This is a genomic window from Alitibacter langaaensis DSM 22999 (genome assembly GCF_003096995.1).
GTDB classification, from domain to species: Bacteria; Pseudomonadota; Gammaproteobacteria; order Enterobacterales; family Pasteurellaceae; genus Exercitatus; species Exercitatus langaaensis.
Genome location: NZ_QENU01000001.1, coordinates 300,872 through 321,881 on the forward strand (window position 1 = coordinate 300,872; position 21,010 = coordinate 321,881).

The 21,010-nt window shown below is 40.5% G+C and carries 23 protein-coding genes and 1 pseudogene; all 24 read left to right on the top strand.

Annotated features, from left to right (window positions below):
• Window positions 1–25: 25 nt before the first annotated feature.
• The 24 genes and pseudogenes from C8D76_RS01520 to ccmI all read left to right on the top strand — a co-directional run bounded on the left by C8D76_RS01520 (window position 26) and on the right by ccmI (window position 20,991).
• On the top strand, window positions 26–592 hold the full coding sequence (locus C8D76_RS01520; protein ID WP_207774981.1) for an acyltransferase family protein: 567 nt from the start codon (window positions 26–28) through the stop codon (window positions 590–592).
• 245 nt (window positions 593–837) lie between these two features.
• Window positions 838–1,125: a hypothetical protein gene (locus C8D76_RS10110; protein ID WP_423802735.1), complete on the top strand. Its 288-nt coding sequence runs from the start codon at window positions 838–840 to the stop codon at window positions 1,123–1,125.
• 79 nt (window positions 1,126–1,204) lie between these two features.
• The gene (gene rffG / locus C8D76_RS01525; protein WP_116631058.1) at window positions 1,205–2,266 is read left to right on the top strand and encodes a dTDP-glucose 4,6-dehydratase; all 1,062 of its coding nucleotides are present in this window, start codon (window positions 1,205–1,207) and stop codon (window positions 2,264–2,266) included.
• Between the two features lie 54 nt (window positions 2,267–2,320).
• The gene (rfbA, locus tag C8D76_RS01530) at window positions 2,321–3,199 is read left to right on the top strand and encodes a glucose-1-phosphate thymidylyltransferase RfbA (RefSeq protein ID WP_116631059.1); all 879 of its coding nucleotides are present in this window, start codon (window positions 2,321–2,323) and stop codon (window positions 3,197–3,199) included.
• Window positions 3,199–4,075, top strand: a pseudogene (gene rfbD / locus C8D76_RS01535) (dTDP-4-dehydrorhamnose reductase). Before rfbA ends, rfbD begins: the two are co-directional and overlap by 1 nt.
• A gap of 170 nt (window positions 4,076–4,245) precedes the next feature.
• Window positions 4,246–4,788 carry a dTDP-4-dehydrorhamnose 3,5-epimerase gene (rfbC, locus tag C8D76_RS01540; protein WP_116631060.1) on the top strand — a complete coding sequence of 181 codons (543 nt, stop codon included), beginning with the start codon at window positions 4,246–4,248 and terminating at the stop codon, window positions 4,786–4,788.
• A gap of 78 nt (window positions 4,789–4,866) precedes the next feature.
• Window positions 4,867–6,159 carry an aminopeptidase PepB gene (gene pepB / locus C8D76_RS01545; protein WP_116631101.1) on the top strand — a complete coding sequence of 431 codons (1,293 nt, stop codon included), beginning with the start codon at window positions 4,867–4,869 and terminating at the stop codon, window positions 6,157–6,159.
• 1 nt (window position 6,160) lies between these two features.
• Window positions 6,161–6,586, top strand: coding sequence for a nucleoside-diphosphate kinase (gene ndk, locus C8D76_RS01550; RefSeq protein WP_116631061.1), 426 nt, complete (start codon window positions 6,161–6,163; stop codon window positions 6,584–6,586).
• A gap of 243 nt (window positions 6,587–6,829) precedes the next feature.
• Complete coding sequence (metK, locus tag C8D76_RS01555; protein ID WP_116631062.1) at window positions 6,830–7,981, top strand: methionine adenosyltransferase; 1,152 nt, start codon at window positions 6,830–6,832, stop codon at window positions 7,979–7,981.
• 71 nt (window positions 7,982–8,052) lie between these two features.
• The gene (locus C8D76_RS01560) at window positions 8,053–8,559 is read left to right on the top strand and encodes a SprT family zinc-dependent metalloprotease (RefSeq protein ID WP_116631063.1); all 507 of its coding nucleotides are present in this window, start codon (window positions 8,053–8,055) and stop codon (window positions 8,557–8,559) included.
• A 68-nt stretch (window positions 8,560–8,627) separates the two neighbouring features.
• Complete coding sequence (locus C8D76_RS01565; RefSeq protein WP_116631064.1) at window positions 8,628–9,218, top strand: opacity family porin; 591 nt, start codon at window positions 8,628–8,630, stop codon at window positions 9,216–9,218.
• A 220-nt stretch (window positions 9,219–9,438) separates the two neighbouring features.
• A complete protein-coding gene (htpG, locus tag C8D76_RS01570) occupies window positions 9,439–11,322 on the top strand; it encodes a molecular chaperone HtpG (RefSeq protein ID WP_116631065.1) in 1,884 nt (627 codons plus the stop codon).
• A gap of 219 nt (window positions 11,323–11,541) precedes the next feature.
• Window positions 11,542–12,267, top strand: coding sequence for a 4'-phosphopantetheinyl transferase family protein (locus C8D76_RS01575; protein WP_116631066.1), 726 nt, complete (start codon window positions 11,542–11,544; stop codon window positions 12,265–12,267).
• Between the two features lie 109 nt (window positions 12,268–12,376).
• The gene (gene nudF, locus C8D76_RS01580; RefSeq protein ID WP_116631067.1) at window positions 12,377–13,000 is read left to right on the top strand and encodes an ADP-ribose diphosphatase; all 624 of its coding nucleotides are present in this window, start codon (window positions 12,377–12,379) and stop codon (window positions 12,998–13,000) included.
• A 137-nt stretch (window positions 13,001–13,137) separates the two neighbouring features.
• Window positions 13,138–13,968 carry a 3',5'-cyclic-AMP phosphodiesterase gene (gene cpdA, locus C8D76_RS01585; protein ID WP_116631068.1) on the top strand — a complete coding sequence of 277 codons (831 nt, stop codon included), beginning with the start codon at window positions 13,138–13,140 and terminating at the stop codon, window positions 13,966–13,968.
• Between the two features lie 199 nt (window positions 13,969–14,167).
• A complete protein-coding gene (gene ccmA / locus C8D76_RS01590) occupies window positions 14,168–14,806 on the top strand; it encodes a cytochrome c biogenesis heme-transporting ATPase CcmA (protein WP_116631069.1) in 639 nt (212 codons plus the stop codon).
• Complete coding sequence (gene ccmB / locus C8D76_RS01595; RefSeq protein WP_116631070.1) at window positions 14,803–15,468, top strand: heme exporter protein CcmB; 666 nt, start codon at window positions 14,803–14,805, stop codon at window positions 15,466–15,468. Before ccmA ends, ccmB begins: the two co-directional genes overlap by 4 nt.
• A gap of 18 nt (window positions 15,469–15,486) precedes the next feature.
• The gene (locus C8D76_RS01600) at window positions 15,487–16,221 is read left to right on the top strand and encodes a heme ABC transporter permease (protein WP_116631071.1); all 735 of its coding nucleotides are present in this window, start codon (window positions 15,487–15,489) and stop codon (window positions 16,219–16,221) included.
• Between the two features lie 67 nt (window positions 16,222–16,288).
• Window positions 16,289–16,492: a heme exporter protein CcmD gene (gene ccmD / locus C8D76_RS01605; RefSeq protein ID WP_116631072.1), complete on the top strand. Its 204-nt coding sequence runs from the start codon at window positions 16,289–16,291 to the stop codon at window positions 16,490–16,492.
• Window positions 16,489–17,019 carry a cytochrome c maturation protein CcmE gene (ccmE, locus tag C8D76_RS01610; RefSeq protein ID WP_116631073.1) on the top strand — a complete coding sequence of 177 codons (531 nt, stop codon included), beginning with the start codon at window positions 16,489–16,491 and terminating at the stop codon, window positions 17,017–17,019. The genes ccmD and ccmE overlap by 4 nt, the downstream gene beginning before the upstream one ends.
• Window positions 17,016–18,962, top strand: coding sequence for a heme lyase CcmF/NrfE family subunit (locus C8D76_RS01615; protein WP_116631074.1), 1,947 nt, complete (start codon window positions 17,016–17,018; stop codon window positions 18,960–18,962). Before ccmE ends, C8D76_RS01615 begins: the two co-directional genes overlap by 4 nt.
• Window positions 18,963–19,037: 75 nt before the next feature.
• Window positions 19,038–19,583: a DsbE family thiol:disulfide interchange protein gene (locus C8D76_RS01620; protein WP_116631075.1), complete on the top strand. Its 546-nt coding sequence runs from the start codon at window positions 19,038–19,040 to the stop codon at window positions 19,581–19,583.
• A complete protein-coding gene (locus C8D76_RS01625; protein ID WP_116631076.1) occupies window positions 19,583–20,074 on the top strand; it encodes a cytochrome c-type biogenesis protein in 492 nt (163 codons plus the stop codon). Before C8D76_RS01620 ends, C8D76_RS01625 begins: the two co-directional genes overlap by 1 nt.
• A gap of 17 nt (window positions 20,075–20,091) precedes the next feature.
• Complete coding sequence (gene ccmI, locus C8D76_RS01630) at window positions 20,092–20,991, top strand: c-type cytochrome biogenesis protein CcmI (protein ID WP_116631077.1); 900 nt, start codon at window positions 20,092–20,094, stop codon at window positions 20,989–20,991.
• Window positions 20,992–21,010: the final 19 nt, after the last annotated feature.

Sequence of the window (21,010 nt, forward strand, 5' to 3'; positions counted from 1 at the left end):
AAATCTAAAGGAATTAAGTGGATTTATGAAATCATTAAATACAGCCTATCTGTCTAGAATTGATCATTTACGATTTTTTGCTGCATTACTGGTTATCGCAGTCCATATAAAAGGAAAGTTATCTCCGGCTACTGAAGGGCTTGGCTTATCTTCGGCCTTTTTATCTATAGAAAATTTTGCTAAAAATTGGATTTTTAGTGGTTCTATAGGCGTTAGCTTATTTCTGGTGTTAACAGGTTTTTTATTTTGTTTGATTAGCGATCTTGGAGAAAAAAAGATTAAGTATTCAGGATTTATATATAATCGCATACTAAGAATATTTCCTATGATGGTATTGCTTGTTTTTGTGGTAATAACAGCAAGCCGGCAAACTTCTACACCGATGGATATATTTAGAATATTAACGTTACAGCTTAATACTGGGCATAGCTATACAGGATGGGGGCATGAAGTTTACCCTAGTGGCCCTATTTGGACTATTAGTGTTGAATTCCAGTTTTATCTCTTATTTCCTTTTCTGGCTCTATTCTTAGCTAGATATGGTGCAAAGTATTTACTTGGGCTCGTTTTCCTGATGATCCTAATAAAATGAAATTTATTTGTTATTAAGGGATCAGGTATTTATAACAATTTATATCATTCTATTATCGGTAGATTAGATCAATTCGTTATTGGTATGCTATGCGCAATTCTGTATAAAAAATATTTACTTGATAGACTCAAAGGAAAAAATATTCTGGCATTACTTTTACTAGCCATTTCTTTATTGTTTTTAATGAACAATTTTGGTAAAAAACTCCTCTGGTTTTTACTGCAGATGCTATTGGTTGGGGGGGCGTGATTATAGCTTACTTATCAATCAACATTTTTAATTTTGAATGGCTAGATAAACTACTAGCTTATTTAGGGTCGTTGAGCTTTTCTATATATTTATTACATTTGCCAATCAATAGCATGTTAGATGGAATGTTTGGTATAAGCCAGATTAATACTGTAACAGATTTTATTCTAGTGTTTTGGGGTAAGACTGTGGTTTTTATAGCTGTTGCTTTATTAACTTTTAATTTGATTGAAAAGCCATTTATGTCACTTCGAGTAAAATATACATCTCAGTCTAAATCGTAAAATACATAAATTAAAATGTCAGATTTGCTATTATTTTCTAAAATATCATTTTTAATTTTGTAGTTAAAAGAGTTTCTCAATGAAAATCTTAATCACAGGCGGTGCCGGATTTATCGGTTCAGCAGTCGTTCGCCATATCATTAACGACACAAAAGATAGCGTAGTTAATGTTGATAAACTAACGTACGCAGGGAATTTAGAATCGCTAGAAAGTATCGCTGATGATGCACGCTATACTTTTGAGCAAGTGGATATTTGTGATCGTGCAGAGCTTGATCGTGCGTTTTCACAACATCAACCAGATGCAGTGATGCATTTGGCGGCTGAAAGTCATGTGGATCGTTCTATTGATGGTCCTGCTACGTTCATTGAAACCAATATTGTGGGCACTTGCACCTTATTAGAGGCAGCTCGAGCTTATTGGAATGGACTAAGTGCGGACAGAAAATCAGCATTCCGTTTTCATCATATTTCAACAGATGAAGTGTATGGAGATTTGGAAGGAACAGATGATTTATTCACAGAAACTACGCCTTATTCACCTTCTAGCCCCTATTCCGCGTCTAAAGCTTCAAGTGACCATTTAGTGCGAGCATGGTTGCGCACTTATGGCTTGCCAACTATTGTCACTAACTGTTCAAATAGCTATGGGCCTTTTCATTTCCCTGAAAAGTTGATTCCCTTGATGATCTTAAATGCGCTTGATGGCAAGAAATTACCTGTTTATGGCAATGGCATGCAAATTCGTGACTGGTTATTTGTGGAAGACCATGCTCGGGCGTTATACAAAGTCGTCACTGAAGGCAAAATCGGTGAAACCTACAATATTGGCGGCCACAATGAAAAAGCAAATATTGATGTCGTGAAAACGATTTGTGCATTGTTAGAAGAATTCGTACCAAATAAACCAGCTGGCGTGGAAAAATACGAAGATTTAATCACTTATGTTACCGACCGCCCTGGGCATGATGTGCGTTATGCTATTGATGCGACAAAAATTGGTAGAGAGCTTGGCTGGAAACCGCAAGAAACCTTTGAGAGTGGCATCCGCAAAACCGTTGAGTGGTATCTTAATAATAAAAAATGGTGGAGTCGTGTGTTAGATGGTTCTTATAATCGTGAGCGTTTGGGAACAAAATAATTTCGGCATTAATAATCTTTATGAAATTTAACCGCACTTAAAAGGTTCTAAAATATGAAAGGCATTATTCTCGCAGACGGTTCTGGCACGCGTCTTTATCCTATCACTCGTGGCACATCAAAACAGCTTTTGCCTGTTTACGATAAGCCCATGATTTATTATCCACTTTCAGTGTTAATGCTTGCGGGTATTCGTGAGATATTAATTATTACAACGCCGGATGATAACGCCAGTTTTAAACGCTTGTTAGGCGATGGATCAGATTTCGGTATCAATTTAAACTATGCCATTCAGCCCAGCCCAGATGGCTTAGCGCAAGCTTTTTTAATTGGCGAAAAGTTTATTGGCGATGATGCGGTGTGTTTGGTACTTGGTGATAATATTTTCTATGGGCAGGGTTTTACCCAAACATTAAAAAATGCGGCGCAGCAAGTACAGAAACAGGGCGCAACGATTTTTGGTTATCAAGTTAAAGATCCAGAACGCTTTGGTGTTGTGGAATTTGATAAAGATTTTCGTGCCTTATCCATTGAAGAAAAACCAGTTCAACCAAAATCAAATTGGGCGGTAACTGGGCTTTATTTTTATGATAATCGAGTCGTCGATTTCGCGAAACAAGTGAACCCATCTGCCCGTGGCGAACTAGAAATTACAGATCTCAATGATCTTTATCTGAAAGATGGCTCATTAACCGTTCAGCTTTTAGGGCGAGGTTTTGCTTGGTTAGATACAGGTACCCATGATAGTTTGCACGATGCAGCCAGTTTTGTGAAAACAGTACAAAGTTTGCAAAATTTGCAAGTCGCTTGTTTAGAAGAAATTGCATGGCGCAATGGTTGGCTTTCTACGGAGCAGTTGAGAAAATTAGCACAACCGATGGCAAAAAATGAATACGGACAATATTTATTACGCCTTATTGACGGAGCAAAATAATGGCGCGTTTTTTAATTACAGGAGCCAAAGGACAAGTTGGCTCCTGTTTAGTCCCACAATTACAGGGAAAAGCCGAAGTTTTAGCACTAGCTCGTGATGAATTAGATATTACCAATCAAAGTGCGGTCAAAAATGCAATAATTTCTTTTCACCCTGATATTATTATCAATGCAGCAGCTTATACAGCAGTGGACCGTGCAGAAACGGACATTAAGCTTGCAGAGGCAATCAATATAAGTGGTGCGCAATTTTTAGCTGGAGCAGCCAATGAAATTGATGCCGCTATTTTACATATTTCTACTGACTATGTTTTTGACGGCACAGATACCCATCCATATAAAGAGGATGAACAAACTCGTCCGCAAAGTGTGTATTGACGTACTAAATTAGCAGGAGAAATAGCTGTTCAGCACGCTAATCCAAAGCATATTATTTTACGAACTGCTTGGGTATTTGGTGAATATGGTAATAATTTTGTAAAAACGATGCTACGGTTAGGGAAAGAGCGTGAAGTGCTAGGTGTGGTTGGCGATCAACTTGGCGGGCCAACATATGCTGGCGATATTGCTTGTGCCTTAATTCAGATTGCGAATCAAATTATTGCTGGCAGAGAGAATGTTTTTGGCGTCTATCATTTCAGCGGTCAGCCTTATGTAAGTTGGTATGAGTTTGCGGAACATATTTTTACTGAAGCGCTTGCCCAAAAACTATTAGAAAAACGACCGCACTTGAATTGCATTACGACTAGCGATTATCCTACACCAGCAAAACGTCCAGCTAATTCATGTTTGAATTTAGACAAAATCAAGAATGTTTTTTGGAATTGCACCAAGCGATTGGCAAAAAGCTTTGAAAAATCTCAAGGCATATCGCTAAATGTTAGAATGTGTTTTGTGCAACGTTGAACAATGAATTTATCGATTTTATTTGGTTTTTCGATATTTCTTTAGCAAGAAAATGGTCCAACTAAACTGAAAAACTATGCTTTCAACGATCGCTTTAGCGCATATTTGAACATAAACGTAATTCGGTAAACAAAAAGTAATATGAAAATTATTGATACAAAAATCCCTGAAGTAAAATTATTAGTGCCTACGGTATTCGGCGATGAACGCGGTTTCTTCATGGAAACATTTCGTGACGAATGGTTTAAGCAGCATGTTGCTGATCGTACTTTTGTGCAAGAAAATCATTCAAAATCTGTTAAAGGGGTATTACGAGGTTTACACTATCAAACTGAAAATACCCAAGGTAAATTAGTTCGTGTGGTTCAAGGTGCGGTGTTTGATGTGGCGGTGGATTTACGCCAAAGTTCACCGACATTTGGGCAGTGGGTAGGGGAAGTACTTTCTGCGGAAAACAAATGCCAACTGTGGGTGCCCGAAGGCTTTGCTCATGGGTTTTATGTATTAACTGATACTGCAGAATTTACTTATAAATGCACAGATTATTATAACCCCAAAGCCGAACATTCATTATTATGGAATGACCCTAACGTGGGGATTGATTGGAATTTATCGGGAGCACCAAATTTATCTGCGAAAGATCTTGCGGGTAAATTGCTCAAAGACGCGGTTTTATTTGATTAATCAAGTACAACTAAAATAAAAACTGATATAGTATCGACTACTATATCAGTTTTTATTTTATAAGGATTTTATATGGCAATGCAAATTTTGCTTTCAACAGAGCAAGCACCCGAATCTTGGGGAAAGAATGCGCTTTTGAGTTTTCGTGATGAGCAGGCAATTATTCATTTTTCATCAAAATCTGACCGCACTTTGCTACAAAAAGCGGCACGAAAATTACGTGGGCAAGGCATTAATGATGTGGAATTGGTGGGAAATGATTGGACGCTAGAAAATTGTTGGGCGTTTTATCAAGGTTTCTACACCGCGAAACAAGATTGGTCGGTGGAATTTCCTGAATTAGCGGAAGATCATGATGAATTATTGGCGCGTTTACAATGTGGTGATTTTGTGCGTGAAATCATTAATTTGTCATCGTCAGTGATTACGCCTCTCACCCTTGCCCAGCGCGGCGCAGCGTTTATTACTCAGCAAGCCGAGCAAGTTGGGCGAGAAAGTGCGGTCAAATTTGAGATTATTTCTGGTGATGATTTGCGTGAACAAAACTACCAAGGCATTTGGAATGTGGGTAAAGGCTCGCATAATGTACCAGCGATGTTGCAATTAGACTTTAACCCAACGGGTGATGAAAATGCGCCAGTGCTTGCTTGTTTAGTCGGGAAAGGAATCACGTTTGACAGCGGTGGTTATAGCCTTAAACCAAGCAATAGTATGGATAGCATGAAATCAGATATGGGCGGCGCAGCCTTATTAATTGGTGCCCTTGGTTTAGCCATTGCTCGAGGTTTATCGCAACGTGTGAAATTATTTTTATGTTGCGCAGAAAATATGGTGAGCAGCACTTCGTTTAAATTGGGCGATGTGATTACTTATCGCAATGGGGTAAGCGCTGAAATTATGAATACGGATGCCGAAGGGCGCTTGGTATTGGCCGATGGCTTAATTAGCGCAAGTGAGCAGAATGCTCAATTTATTTTAGATGCAGCCACCTTAACGGGAGCGGCAAAAGTGGCAGTAGGTAACGATTATCATTCGGTGCTCTCAATGGATAATGCGTTGGTCGCTGATTTATTTTCTGCTGCACAAGAAGAGAAAGAGCCATTTTGGCGTTTGCCATTTGAAGAGTTTCATCGTGGGCAAATTGGCTCATCTTTTGCCGATATTTCGAATACATCTTCTGTGGCAATTAGCGCAGGTGCAAGTACCGCAACGGCGTTTTTATCGCATTTTGTTAAGGATTATCAACAAAATTGGCTGCATATTGATTGCTCAGCCACTTATCGCAAATCGCCAAGTGATTTATGGGCAACGGGGGCGACAGGCTTAGGCGTGCTCACCATCGCAAATTTATTATTGAGAAAAGGAGCTTAAAATGGCATTAGAACGCACATTATCCATTATAAAACCTGATGCGGCTGAGCGTAATTTAGTCGGGCGCATTTTATCTCGTTTTGAAGAAAATGGTTTCCGCATTGTTGCAATGAAAATGTTGCGCTTAAATCAAGCTCAAGCTGAGGGCTTTTATGCGGAACATCAAGGGAAAGAGTTTTTTGCGCCATTAGTTGAATATATGATGTCCGCGCCCATCGTGGTGCTTGTGTTGGAAAAAGAAAATGCGATAAAAGATTACCGCACTTTGATCGGCACAACAAACCCTGAAACGGCAGCAGAAGGGACTATTCGTAAAGAATTTGCGGAAAGTCAGCGCCGCAATTCGGTACATGGCTCTGATAGCGCAGAAAGTGCTGCACGAGAAATTGCTTATTTCTTTGTAGAAAGCGAAATTTCACCTCGTTAAAAATATCAAATAAGCCCTGTTGCTAAACAGGGTTTTTCTCTAAATTCTGAATCATTTCGGTTTTATCTTTCCTAAAATCACTCATACGACACATCTCGAATTATTTTGCATGCTAGAAATACTCTAAAGAGAAGTTTGATTTTTATCTTTTAAATTATTTCTTAGGAATAAATTTACAAATTTGTTGAATAAGTGTAGTATAGCCGTCTATACGTCCAAACTAGACGAATTTAAGGAAAGAAAATGTCAACATATTTATTTACTTCGGAATCTGTGTCTGAAGGTCATCCTGATAAAATTGCGGATCAGATTTCAGATGCGGTATTAGATGAAATTTTAAAACAAGATCCCAAAGCCCGTGTTGCTTGCGAAACCTATGTTAAAACAGGTATGGCGTTGGTTGGTGGTGAGATCACCACTTCAGCGTGGGTCGATATTGAAAATTTAACGCGCCAAGTCATCTGTGATATTGGTTATAAACACTCTGAAATGGGCTTTGATGGCAAATCATGTGCAGTATTAAACGCCATCGGCAAACAATCGCAAGATATTAATCAAGGCGTAGATCGTGAAAATCCGCTCGATCAAGGGGCAGGCGACCAAGGGATTATGTTTGGTTATGCCACCAATGAAACGGAAGTATTAATGCCAGCGGCAATCACTTATGCGCACCGTTTAATGGAACGCCAAGCGCAAGTGCGTAAAAATGGTACATTAGATTGGTTGCGCCCAGATGCGAAAAGTCAGCTAACGTTCAAATATGAAGATAACAAAATTGTGGGAATTGATGCCGTGGTGCTTTCAACCCAACACGCCGAGCATGTGATCCAGAAAGACGTGCATGAAGGTGTAATGGAAGAAATTATCAAGCCAGTATTGCCTGCAAAATGGTTAGATAAAGACACCAAATATTTTATTAACCCAACAGGGCGTTTTGTGATTGGTGGCCCAATGGGGGATTGCGGTTTAACAGGGCGTAAAATCATTGTGGATACTTACGGCGGTGCAGCGCGTCATGGCGGTGGGGCATTTTCTGGTAAAGACCCTTCAAAAGTGGATCGTTCAGCTGCCTATGCTGCACGTTATGTTGCCAAAAATATTGTAGCCGCGGGCTTGGCAGATCGTTGTGAAATCCAACTTTCTTACGCCATTGGCGTGGCAGAACCAACTTCGATCATGGTGGAAACCTTTGGTACTGGCAAAGTCGCGAATGAATTATTAGTGGCATTGGTGCGAGAACATTTTGATTTACGCCCATACGGTTTAATCAAAATGTTAGATTTAATCCAGCCGATTTATCGTGAAACTGCCGCTTATGGGCATTTCGGTCGCGAACAATTCCCTTGGGAAAAAATTGATCGCGCCGCAGATCTACGTTCTGCCGCAGGTTTGTAGAATTTTATTCTTGTCTTTTATTTATGGCGTACGTCTGATACACAATTTTGGGCGTGCGCCTTTGTTATATTATGGATACCCAGCCTAATTTCCGCCAATTAAAAATGCAAGTGCAACGGCGTTTAACCGCTTGTTTGCAAAAAACTGAACAATTTTTTGACCGCACTTTTTCGATGCCGAGCGTGAGTTATGATATCCGAGGCGTGAAAGCCGGTGTTGCCTATTTGCAACAAAACTCAATAAAATTTAACCGCACTTTATTGTTGGAAAATCCAGAAGATTTTATTCGCCAAGTGGTTCCTCATGAATTGGCACATTTAGTGGTATATCAAGTATTTGGGCGCGTAAAACCTCACGGAAAAGAGTGGAAAGCGGTGATGGAGCAAATCTTTCAGTTGCCAGCAGAAACTTGCCATCAGTTTGATGTGGAATCGGTGCTGGGAACAACATTTTTATATCGTTGCCATTGCCAACAATATCAATTATCTGTTCGCCGCCATAATCGTATTCAGCGTGAAAATGCGGTGTATTTATGCCGTAAATGTAAGACAAAGTTGGTGGCAGTTAATGAAAATTAATTGTGAACAACAAAAATTGTTGTGTTACAATCCATTCGATTCTTAAACATCAACATTAGGAGTTATCCATGAAAAAAACAGCATTAGCAATTCTATTAGGCGCTTTAACATTTTCAACTATAGCAAGTGCAAATTGGTATGCCGAAGGTAATCTTGGCTATTCAAAATTAAAAACTTCAGGAGACGTTGATAAACTCAGCGATAGTTCATTTTCTCCAAGCATCGCTATTGGTTATAAAATTAACGATTGGCGTTTTGCTGTCGATTATACTTATTACGGTAAAATGGACGAGCAAGTATATAGCTTTACATTAGGTAGTTATCACGCCCATCGTAATGATAAAATTAAAGCTTATGGGCTAGGTTTTTCTGCTTATTATGATTTCGATCTTAACTCGGCATTAAAACCTTATGTTGGTGTTCGTATTGCATCAAACCATGTAAAATGGGAGAATAATTATGAGGACACAGCTGGTCAGACTGAATATGACAGCGATAGTGAAACGAAATTCGGCTATGGTGCTGTAATTGGTGCAACTTATAATTTGGCTCCACATTGGGATTTAAATGTGGCAGCAGAGTATAACCGTATCGCTAAATTTGAAAATGCAAAAATTAACCAATACGGTGCTAAAGCAGGTATTCGTTATACTTTCTAATGGTTAACCCCCAATAAGTGCGGCTAAATTTAGCCGCATTTTTTATGCCTATCATCTCTTGAAATTCTTGGTTTCATTCTTATTTATAGTGATATCATTTTATTCGTAGCACTGGATTATGGCTGATACTCGACCATATATTTATTGAGATTGAAATATCGCCGTGCTACGGAAGTATCGTATTTGATTTATTCATATCATTTTGTTTAAGGATAGAAAAATGAGCAATAATGCACAAACATTAGGATTTCAAACAGAAGTAAAACAACTTTTGCAATTAATGATTCATTCTCTTTATTCCAATAAAGAGATTTTTTTGCGTGAATTGATCTCCAATGCTTCTGATGCTGCAGACAAATTGCGTTTCAAAGCATTGTCTGCGCCAGAGCTTTATGAAGGCGATGGCGATTTAAAAGTGCGCATTAGTTTTGATGAGAAAAAAGGGACAATTACGATTTCGGATAATGGCATCGGGATGAATCGTGAGCAAGCTATGGCACATTTGGGAACGATTGCCAAATCTGGAACAAAAGAATTTTTAACCGCACTTGGTTCTGAACAAGCGAAAGATAGCCAATTAATCGGGCAATTTGGTGTGGGCTTTTATTCGGCATTTATCGTGGCAGATAAAGTGGAAGTGCGCAGCCGTGCAGCAGGGGAAAGCGCAGATAAAGGCGTGCTTTGGTCATCTATGGGCGAAGGCGAATATTCTGTTGAAGATATTGAGAAAAAAACGCGCGGTACCGAAATCACTTTATTCTTACGCGAAGATGAAAAAGAGTTTTTAAATGAATGGCGTTTGCGTGAAGTGATTAGCAAATATTCCGATCACATTGGCTTGCCTGTGGAAATTCTCACGAAAGAATACGATGATGATGGCAAAGAAACGGGCGTAAAATGGGAAAAAATCAACAAAGCCCAAGCCCTTTGGACGCGCGCAAAAGGCGAAATTTCTGAAGATGAATATAAAGAGTTTTATAAACATATCAGCCATGATTTTGCGGATCCGCTCACTTGGGCGCATAACAAAGTAGAGGGCAATCAAGAATATACCAGCCTTTTATATGTGCCGTCTAAAGCACCGTGGGATTTATTTAACCGAGAACAGCAACATGGTTTAAAACTTTATGTGCAACGTGTTTTCATTATGGATGATGCGGAAGTCTTTATGCCGAATTATCTGCGTTTTATGCGCGGCTTGCTAGATAGCAATGATTTGCCATTGAATGTTTCTCGTGAAATCTTGCAAGACAATAAAATCACCGCTGCATTGCGCAAAGCATTGACCAAACGTTCATTGCAAATGCTTGAAAAAATGGCGCAAGATGAACCTGAAAAATATCAAAATTTCTGGAAAGAATTTGGTTTAGTGCTGAAAGAAGGTGTGGGCGAGGATTTTGCAAACCGTGAGCAAATCGCAAAATTATATCGTTTCGCTTCAACCAAAACCGAAAGCAGCGAACAAACGCTTTCTTTAGCAGATTATATTGCTCGTATGCAAGAAGGGCAAAAAGCCATTTATTACATCACTGCAGATAGCTACATTGCGGCAAAAAATAGTCCGCATTTAGAAATGTTCAATAAAAAAGACATTGAAGTGCTGCTTCTTTCCGATCGCATTGATGAATGGATGCTAAGCTATTTAACCGAATTTGACGGCAAACCGCTACAATCTATCACCAAAGCGGATATTGATTTAGGGGATTTGGCAGATAAACAAGAAGATACGCAAAAAGCGCAAGATGAAGCGCTCGCACCTTTTGTTGGACGCGTGAAAACGTTACTCGGTGATCGTGTGAAAGATGTGCGCATTACCCATCGTTTAACGGATACGCCAGCCGTGGTTTCAACAGATAATGACCAAATGACCACGCAAATGGCAAAATTATTTGCGATGAGCGGACAACCCGTGCCAGAAGTCAAATATACTTTTGAGCTTAATCCTGAACATTCATTGGTGAAAAAAGTAGCAGATTTAACAGACGAAAGTAAATTTGCTAACTGGGTGGAATTATTGCTCGAACAAGCAATGCTCTCAGAACGCGGCACGTTAGAAAATCCAACAGCCTTTATTAAACGTGTGAATAGCTTGCTCGCAAGTTAGATTTAATGCAAAATATGACCGCACTTTGGGCGCAAATTTTATGCCAAAAGTGCGGTCATTTTTTATGAAATTTTTTATAGCGAATGTGCAATCGCTGGCGTAGAAAATCATAAGAAAATAAATTGAAGAGCTGTGCCAAACGCAGTAACAATTAACAAACTCAAAATCTCAAATGCGAGCTGAACCAAATGGTTTAAGCAGCTTGCGTCAAACGAAATTATGGCGTGCTTTATTGCTTGGGGCAACACTCATCAGCCTTATTCTTTCGCTGATATCCCCGTTGAATTCCTTACTCAGAAATTACGTGCAGAGCCAACAGGCAATGCGCGCGTTTTGCAACGTCATCAGTGCCGCCAATTAGTCCATTTTCTTCTGTGGCAATTATGTAAAATTGCGCAAATTCCCACCGCACTTTTAGCGCAAATTTATCGTACGGAAAGTGGCCGCCCTCAATTTCCCGTTGAACACATTGATTTTAATATTGCCCATTCGGATGATTGGGTCGCAGTGATCCTAAATGTGAATGAACAGGGTTCTCGTGCGGAAACTGCCGTTGGGATTGATATTGAATTTCCAAAAAGAACGCGAAATTTCACCGCACTTTTAACCCATTTTGCGGCAGAAAATGAACTCAGCTGGTTTGCGCAACAGAGCAACCCAGAAACGAGCTTTTATCGTATTTGGTGTTTGCGTGAAGCGGTGCTGAAATCACAAGGCGTTGGCATCGTGAAATTATCTGAAGTGATGCACGATCCTGAGCGTCTTCGGTTATCTTCTGATTATTGCCCAGCAGGCCAACTGTTTTTTAGTGATGAATTGCCTTTTTATCTCGCGGCATTTGCGGCAGGTGATGCCTTGGAAAATGTGCAATGTTTTCACTGGAAAGAGAAGCAGCTTTGCTCAATAAGCCTAAAAAGTGCGGTCAAATATCAGGTTAATTTTTAACGCAATAAGCAAAAAATTTGTGATGAAATTCAAATTTTTCAAAATCAATGACAACGTGCAGCAAAATTTTTAGTACTATACCAACTGGATTTTTTACTCGGGATACATTATGTCTGAAATTACACAATTTACCCAAAATGATATTGAAATCATCAAAGATGAAAGCCTATACAAAGGCTTTTTCAATATGCGCAAAATACACTTTCGTCACAAATTATTCGCTGGTGGCTGGAGTGGCGAAGTAACGAGAGAATTATTAGTCAAGGGGGCTGCTTCTGCGGTAATCGCCTACGATCCGAAATTAGATAGCGTGATTTTGGTCGAACAAGTGCGCATTGGCGCTTACGATCCGAAATTACCCAATTCACCTTGGTTATTTGAATTGATTGCTGGCATGGTCGAAGAGGGCGAAACCCCAGAGAATGTGGCTTTGCGTGAAAGCGTGGAAGAAGCGGGGGTTACCGTAGAAAATTTACAGCATGCGTTAAGCGTATGGGACAGCCCGGGAGGCGTGTTAGAGCGCATTCACTTATTCGCAGGAAAAGTGGATAGCACTCAGGCGAAAGGATTGCATGGTTTAGCCGAAGAACATGAAGATATTCGTGTTCACGTTGTGAGTCGAGATACGGCTTATCAATGGATGCAGCAAGGCAAAATTGATAATGGCATTGCCGTGATGGGCTTGCAATGGTTGCAACTCAATTATCAACAATTGCAACGTGAATGGCTGTAATTTTTTGAACTGTACAAAATTGCACCAAAATATTGAGAAAAATTAGATCTTTGTCGCATTTTTACTTTTTGTTTAATGAAAATATTTTTTGAATTAGTAAGCTTTGGGATAGTTTAGATATTGATTAGGGGCTGATTGTGACTAACACCTATATTTATAGTTCTGATATTGATGTGGTACGTCTGGTTCAAGTCACTGATCCTCATTTATTCAAGGATGAAAGTGGCGAACTGCTCGGGATCAACACCTTAGCAAGTTTTAATCAGGTACTCACAGAAATTCAAGCAAGTGATTTTGCTTTTGATTTGGTATTGGCGACGGGAGATTTGGTTCAAGATAGCAGTGATGAAGGCTATCTTAGTTTCGCTGAACGTATTAATACATTAAATAAACCCGTGTTTTGGATTCCCGGAAATCATGATTTCCAGCCCAAGATGGAATCTTTTTTAACGGAGCAATATGGTCATCTGTGTACCAAGAAACATTTATTGTTAGACAACAAATGGCAAATCTTGATGCTAGATAGCCAAGTATTTGGCGTGCCCCATGGAAAACTCGGACAGTATCAGCTCGATTGGTTAGCGGATCGATTGAAAGAATATCCAGAGCGTTACAGCTTAATTGTGCTACACCACCATATTCTTTCCACCAATTCAGCGTGGTTGGATCAACATAATCTGCGCAATTCGGAAGAATTAGCACAAACCCTTGCGCCATTTAGCAATGTAAAAGGCATTTTGCATGGGCATATTCATCAACAAGTGGACGCCACTTGGAATGGCTATACGCTGATGTCCACGCCTTCCACTTGCGTACAATTTAAGCCCGATTGCAATAGTTTCACTTTGGATACATTGCAGCCTGGTTGGCGTGAAATTGAGCTGCACAGCAATGGCGAAATTGTGACGCGAGTTAAGCGGATTGAACAGGCCTCATTTTTGCCAAATACACAAGAAGATGGCTATTAAATCCCCAAAAGTGCGGTCAATTTTTAACAAGTTTTTATTCAATCAAAGCTGGCATAGACCAGCTTTTTTAGTTTTATTGATCTAGTTCAAATTTCTATGAATTTAATCCTAAAGAGTTATGCGTTAATCGGCGTTAATGTTTATGCGAAAAGCAAAGCTTGTGCTAAAATTCAACCACTCAAAATAGCCTGAGATCTTTATGTCTGCTCAACTTGAAATCGAACAGCTTGCGTGTCAGCGTGGCGATAAAATTTTATTTACTGACTTAAATTTAACCTTTAAGTCGGGCGATTTCGTGCAAATTGAAGGGCATAACGGCATTGGCAAAACCAGTTTATTGCGCATTATTGCAGGCCTTGCTTCCCCATTGCGTGGGAAAGTGCGGTGGAATTCGGAAGAGATTTTCGACCAGCGTGAAACATTTCATTATGATTTGCTTTATTTAGGGCATCAATCGGGCATTAAACCTGAGCTCACGGCATGGGAAAATTTAAAATTTTTACAGCGCATCAGCCATAGTGTGCAAGGCGATGAGATTGTGTGGCAAGCTTTAGAACAAGTCTGGCTGTTAGGGCGAGAAGATTTGCCTGCCAGTCAACTTTCAGCGGGGCAACAAAAACGGATCGCCTTGGCGCGTTTGTGGTTATCACAAGCGCCGTTGTGGATCTTAGATGAGCCTTTTAACGCCATTGATAAAAATGGTGTACAAGTGCTAACGCGTCATTTGGAACAGCATACAGCACAAGGTGGCATTGTGATTTTAACAAGCCACCAAGAAGTGCCGAGTGAACGTCTTCATAAAGTGCGGTTAGATCAATTTAAGTTTTTAGAATCATGATATTTTTAGATATTATTCAACGTGAGTTACGCATTGCGATGCGAAAACAAGCTGAGATCTTAAACCCATTGTGGTTCTTTTTGATCGTGATTACGCTGTTTCCGCTTGTGGTGGGACCCGATCCTAATTTATTAGGGAAAATTGCCGGTGGCGTAGCTTGGGTCGCGGCGTTGTTATCCGCTTTGTTATCTTTTGAGCGATTGTTCCGTGATGATTATATTGACGGCTCTTTAGAGCAGCTGATGTTGACGGCACAGCCTTTGCCGCTGACGGCTTTAGCAAAAGTGACGGCGCATTGGCTATTAACAGGCGTTCCCTTGATTTTACTCTCGCCGATTGCCGCTTTATTACTTTCCTTAGAGATTGAAATTTGGTGGGCATTAGTTTTAACGTTGTTGATCGGCACGCCTATTCTCAGTTGCATTGGCGCGATTGGCGTGGCATTAACGGTGGGCTTGCGTAAAGGCGGTGTGCTATTGAGTTTAATTATTTTACCGTTGTTTATTCCCGTGCTGATCTTTTCTGCTTCGGTGCTGGATGCGGCAACATTACATTTACCTTATGGCGGCCAGCTCGCCATTTTAGGTGCGATTTTAGCGGCTGCTATTACGTTATCGCCTTTTGCGATTGCGGCAGCGTTACGAATTTCTGTTGATAACTAATTCACAAGGATTGATAGTATGTGGAAATGGTTGCATCCCTATGCCAAACCCGAAACCCAATATCGCTTATGCGGTAAATTTATTCCTTTTTTCGCTATTTTGACCGCACTTTTGTTGGGCGCGGGCATCGTTTGGGGCTTGGCATTCGCCCCCGCAGATTATCAACAAGGGAATAGTTTCCGTATTATGTATGTGCATGTGCCATCGGCAATTTGGTCAATGACGGTATATGGCTCTATGGCGGTGGCTGCTTTGATTGGTTTGGTTTGGCAAATTAAATACGCCCATTTGTCGGTTATCGCCATGGCGCCTATTGGTGCAGTGTTTACCTTTTTAGCCTTAGTCACAGGGGCGATTTGGGGCAAACCCATGTGGGGAACGTGGTGGGTGTGGGATGCCCGCTTAACCGCAGAATTAATCTTATTTTTCTTATATTTAGGTGTGATGGCATTGTATTCGGCTTTTTCCGATCGCACAAAAGGCATGAAAGCCGCTGCGGTATTATGTGTTGTTGGCGTGATTAATTTACCGATCATTCACTTTTCTGTAGAATGGTGGAATACCTTGCACCAAGGCGCAAGTATTACTAAATTTGAGAAACCGTCAATTGCCACGCCAATGCTAATTCCATTGATTCTTAGTATTTTCGGCTTTATGTGTTTAACCATTTGGCTCAGCTTGGTTCGTTATCGCAATACGTTATTGCGCGAAGATATGAAACGCCCTTGGGTAAAAGAGCTGGCAAATGGCTAGTTGCTCATTGCTAGTTATTGATTAAGAGAAAAGTGCGGTCAGAATTTTAATTTTTTTGGAGATAAATATGTTTTTCCAATCTTGGAGTGATTTTTTTAATATGGGGGGCTATGGCTTCTATGTCTGGCTATCTTATGGCATTTCTTTATTGGCAATTTTGGCGTTGATCCTAAATAGCTATAAAGGCAAAAATGCGATTTTACGCGATGTTAAACGCGAGCAAGCGCGCGAAGCCCGTTTGAAAGCAGCGAAAACAGGGAGTGGACTATGAACCCAAGACGTAAATCACGCTTAAGTTTGGTGTTATTTGTGGTGATTGGCATCGCAGTCGCTTTAGGACTTGTGATGTATGCATTACGCTCGAATATCGATTTATTTTATACCCCATCAGAAGTGATCAGCGGTAAAAATGGCGACGCTCAGACTAAACCTGAAGTGGGTCAGCGCATTCGTGTTGGCGGTATGGTTGTCGAAGGTAGCGTAAAACGTGATCCAAAAAGTTTGAAAGTCCAGTTTGATGTGAATGATATTGGGCCTGCTATCACCGTAGAATATGAAGGGATTTTGCCTGATTTATTCCGCGAAGGGCAAGGCATTGTGGCACAAGGTGTGCTCGCTGAGCCAAGATTATTACAAGCCACCGAAGTGTTAGCAAAACATGATGAAAATTATGTGCCACCAGAATTAGGTGAGCAAATGAAGAAAATGCACCAACCAATGGGCGTTTCGGAAGCGGATCTCAAAGGCGAAAGCGAACGAGATCGTAATGAAAAAACAATGCAAGAAGGTCGCCAATGATTGCTGAATTAGGTAATTTTGCTCTTGCCTTAAGTTTGGCAATTTCCATTCTATTGGCAATTTTCCCTTTGTGGGGCGCGGAAAAAAATAATATTCAGTTAATGAATTTGGCGCGCCCAATGACATTCGGGTTGTTTTTATCATTAACTGTCGCCTTTGGCGCGTTATTTTATGCTTTTGCGGTCAATGATTTTACCGTGCAATATGTAGTGAATAATTCCAACAGCAACTTGCCATTACAATACCGTTTGTCTGCCGTATGGGGATCGCACGAAGGCTCATTATTACTGTGGATTTGGTTATTTACCCTATGGGGCGCAGCGGTAGCAATTTTTAGTAAACAATTGCCACAAGAAGCGGTCGCTCGCGTGTTGGGTATTATGGGCTTGATCAGCATTGGTTTTTTAGTCTTTGTTCTGTTTACTTCCAATCCTTTTCATCGCACGTTTCCTGATTTTCCAATAGATGGACGAGAGCTTAACCCGTTATTACAAGACGTGGGTTTGATTTTCCACCCGCCATTATTGTATATGGGCTATGTGGGATTCTCCGTTGCCTTTGCTTTTGCCATCGCGTCATTAATGACAGGAAAATTAGATACCGCTTGGGCACGTTGGTCTCGCCCTTGGACAATGGCGGCTTGGGTATTTTTAACTCTGGGTATCGTGTTAGGCTCTTGGTGGGCATATTATGAACTCGGCTGGGGTGGCTGGTGGTTTTGGGATCCTGTTGAAAACGCGTCACTGATGCCGTGGCTGGCTGGTACGGCGTTATTACATAGCTTAGCGGTAACCGAAAAACGTGGATCTTTTAAAGCTTGGACAGTATTGCTTGCAATTTTAGCCTTTTCGCTTTGCTTGCTAGGGACTTTCTTAGTTCGTTCAGGCATTCTCGTTTCCGTGCACGCTTTTGCATCCGATCCAACCCGTGGATTGTATATTTTAGCTTATTTAATCGTGGTGATTGGTGGCTCATTGGCGTTGTATGCGGTGAAAGGCAATCAAATTCGTTCTCGTGATAATGCTGAACGCTATTCGCGTGAAACAATGTTATTGCTCAATAATATCCTATTAATGACCGCACTTACCGTGGTTTTAATCGGCACTTTATTGCCATTGGTGCATAAACAACTCGGACTAGGTTCAATCTCAATTGGCGCACCATTCTTTGATCAAATGTTCCTAATTATTTGCACGCCATTTGCCCTATTATTAGGCATTGGGCCGCTGGTGAAATGGCGCCGTGATCAATTTTCTGCTATTCGCATACCCGTAGTGATTTCTGTGATTCTAATGGCAGTGTTAGGTTTTGCGTTGCCACTTATTCTACAAGACAAATTAACCGTTAGTGCCGTGTTAGGTGTGATGATGGCTGTGATTATTGTCTTGCTTTCTCTCTATGAATTGCAGCAACGTGCTACGCATCGCAGCAGTTTCTGGTCGGGGCTTACTAAACTTTCACGTTCTCATTGGGGAATGATATTAGCGCACTTAGGTGTGGCGATGACAATTTGGGGCATTGCCTTTAGCCAAAATTACAGCGTAGAACGTGATGTGCGAATGAATATCGGTGATAAGGTGGAAATTTCTGGCTATCAATTCCAATTTAAAGGCATTATGGAAGCCAATGGTCAAAACTATTCAGGCGGCAAAGCTGAAGTAGAAGTGACGAAGAATGGCAATTATGAAACCACATTATTCGCGGAAAAACGCTTTTATACTGTCAGCAAAATGACGATGACAGAAGCGGCTATTGATTGGGGCTTCACCCGCGATTTATATGTCGCATTAGGCGAAAGTTTAGGCAATGGCTCATGGGCATTGCGTTTATATTACAAGCCTTTCGTCCGTTGGATCTGGCTCGGTGGCGTATTTATGGCATTAGGTGGGCTTCTCTGTATGTTTGATCGCCGCTATCGTTTCTCTAAAATTGTAAATAAATAACCGTTAGGGTGGGCGATTCGCCTGCCCATTATTCATTGGTAGGTAGGGCAGAAAATACTGCCTTGAGAAAATAATATGAACAAAAAATTCTTTTTACCCTTAATTGTTTTTCTGATTTTAATCATCGCGTTTTTGGTGCAATTGCAGCGTAATGCGCAGGGCGATGATCCAAAAGCCTTAGAAAGTGCATTAATTGGCAAACCTGTGCCAATGAAACAGTTGCACGATCTCTTTGATGATAAAACTTACGGCAATGAGATTTTTCAGCAAGGTAAACCGATTTTATTAAACGTATGGGCGACTTGGTGCCCAACCTGTTATGCTGAGCACCAATATTTGAATCAACTCGCGGCTCAAGGTGTGCCGATTATTGGCGTGGATTATAAAGACAAAACCGATAAAGCGATTAAATGGTTAAGAGAATTGAACAATCCTTATCAACTTGTACTGAAAGATGAAAAGGGTGCTTTCGGTTTAGATCTTGGGGTATATGGCGCGCCAGAAACCTTTATTATTGACGGAAAAGGCGTGATTCATTACCGCCATGCAGGCGATGTGAATGAAAAAGTATGGTTGCAAAAATTGAAACCGATTTATGACAAACTGGCGGAGCAACCTTAATGAAATTATTAAAAACTTTGTTAATTTCGACCGCACTTTTGGCTTCAGCAGGCAGTTTTGCCGCAATTGATGCGTTACAATTTCAATCGCCTCAGCAAGAAGATGATTATCATACGCTGACACAAGAATTGCGTTGTCCACAATGCCAGAATAACAATATCGCAGACAGCAATGCCACTATTGCGGTGGATATGCGTGCGAAGGTGTTTGAGTTGCTCAATGAAGGGAAAAAGAAAGACGAGATCATTGATTATATGGTGCAACGTTATGGGCATTTCGTTACCTATAATCCGCCGCTCACCCCTGCAACTATTTTGCTTTGGGCATTGCCGCTATGCTTAGTGATATTCGGTGGCATATTCATCTTGCGCCGCAAGCCTAAATTGATGCCTGAACACAATCAAAGTGCGGTCAAAAATTCGCAAGTTTCAGAAAATGGCTTATCTGCAGAAGATGAAAAACGTTTGCAAGCCTTATTAAATAAAAAGTGAATGAAAAGGAATAATTTATGATGTTTTGGCTTTTTAGTGCCTTGTTATGCTTGATAATTGCGCTGATCTGTTTTTATCCCTTGCTGAAAAAACAGCACAATCAAATAGATACAAAACGCGACAGCTTAAATAAAGCGTTTTACTTTGATCGTTTGAAAGAAATTGAGCAAGATGAACAGCAAGGGTTGCTAGATAACGCGAGTCAGCTTAAAACTGAATTGCAACAAGCCTTGTTGGAAGATATTCCAGCGCAAGATGATATTAAACCGGATGAAACTTCTTATAGTAAACTTTGGTTTGTATCGGGTTTTTTAAGCCTACTAATTATTGCGAGTGCCGTTTATTTCAAAGTAGGGGCGTGGCAATCACAGCTGATATTTGAAAAAGCCTATGAGCAATTGCCTCACTTTTATGAACGCATCAAAACAGAAGACACCGATCCATTGACGGATCAAGAATTACAACAATTTGCGACCGCACTTCGTGTTAAATTGCAAAAAGAACCGAATGATCCTAAAGGTTGGTGGACATTAGGGCAAATTGGTATGTCTTTGAATAATGGCAATTTGGCATTTGGTGCTTATGATAAAGCGCTGAAGCTAGATCCGAATAATTTGGAATATAAGCTTTCTTATACGCGAATTTTAATGATGTCCGATGATGACAGCGAAAAATTACAAGGGGAAACCTTGCTCAAAGAAGTGATTCGCCAAGATCACAGCAATTTACAGGCTTTGGGCTTGCTGGCGTTTTATTATTTCTCAAAAGAAGATTATAAAATGGCAGCGGTTACTTGGGTAATGATGTTAAAACTGATGCCTGAAGATGATGATCGTCGTGCATTAATTGAAAAATCTATTCGTTCTGCGCGCGATGCGGTGGCGGAACAAGAAAAAGAGAAGTCGCAAACTAAATAACCTAAATGGGTTAAACTTT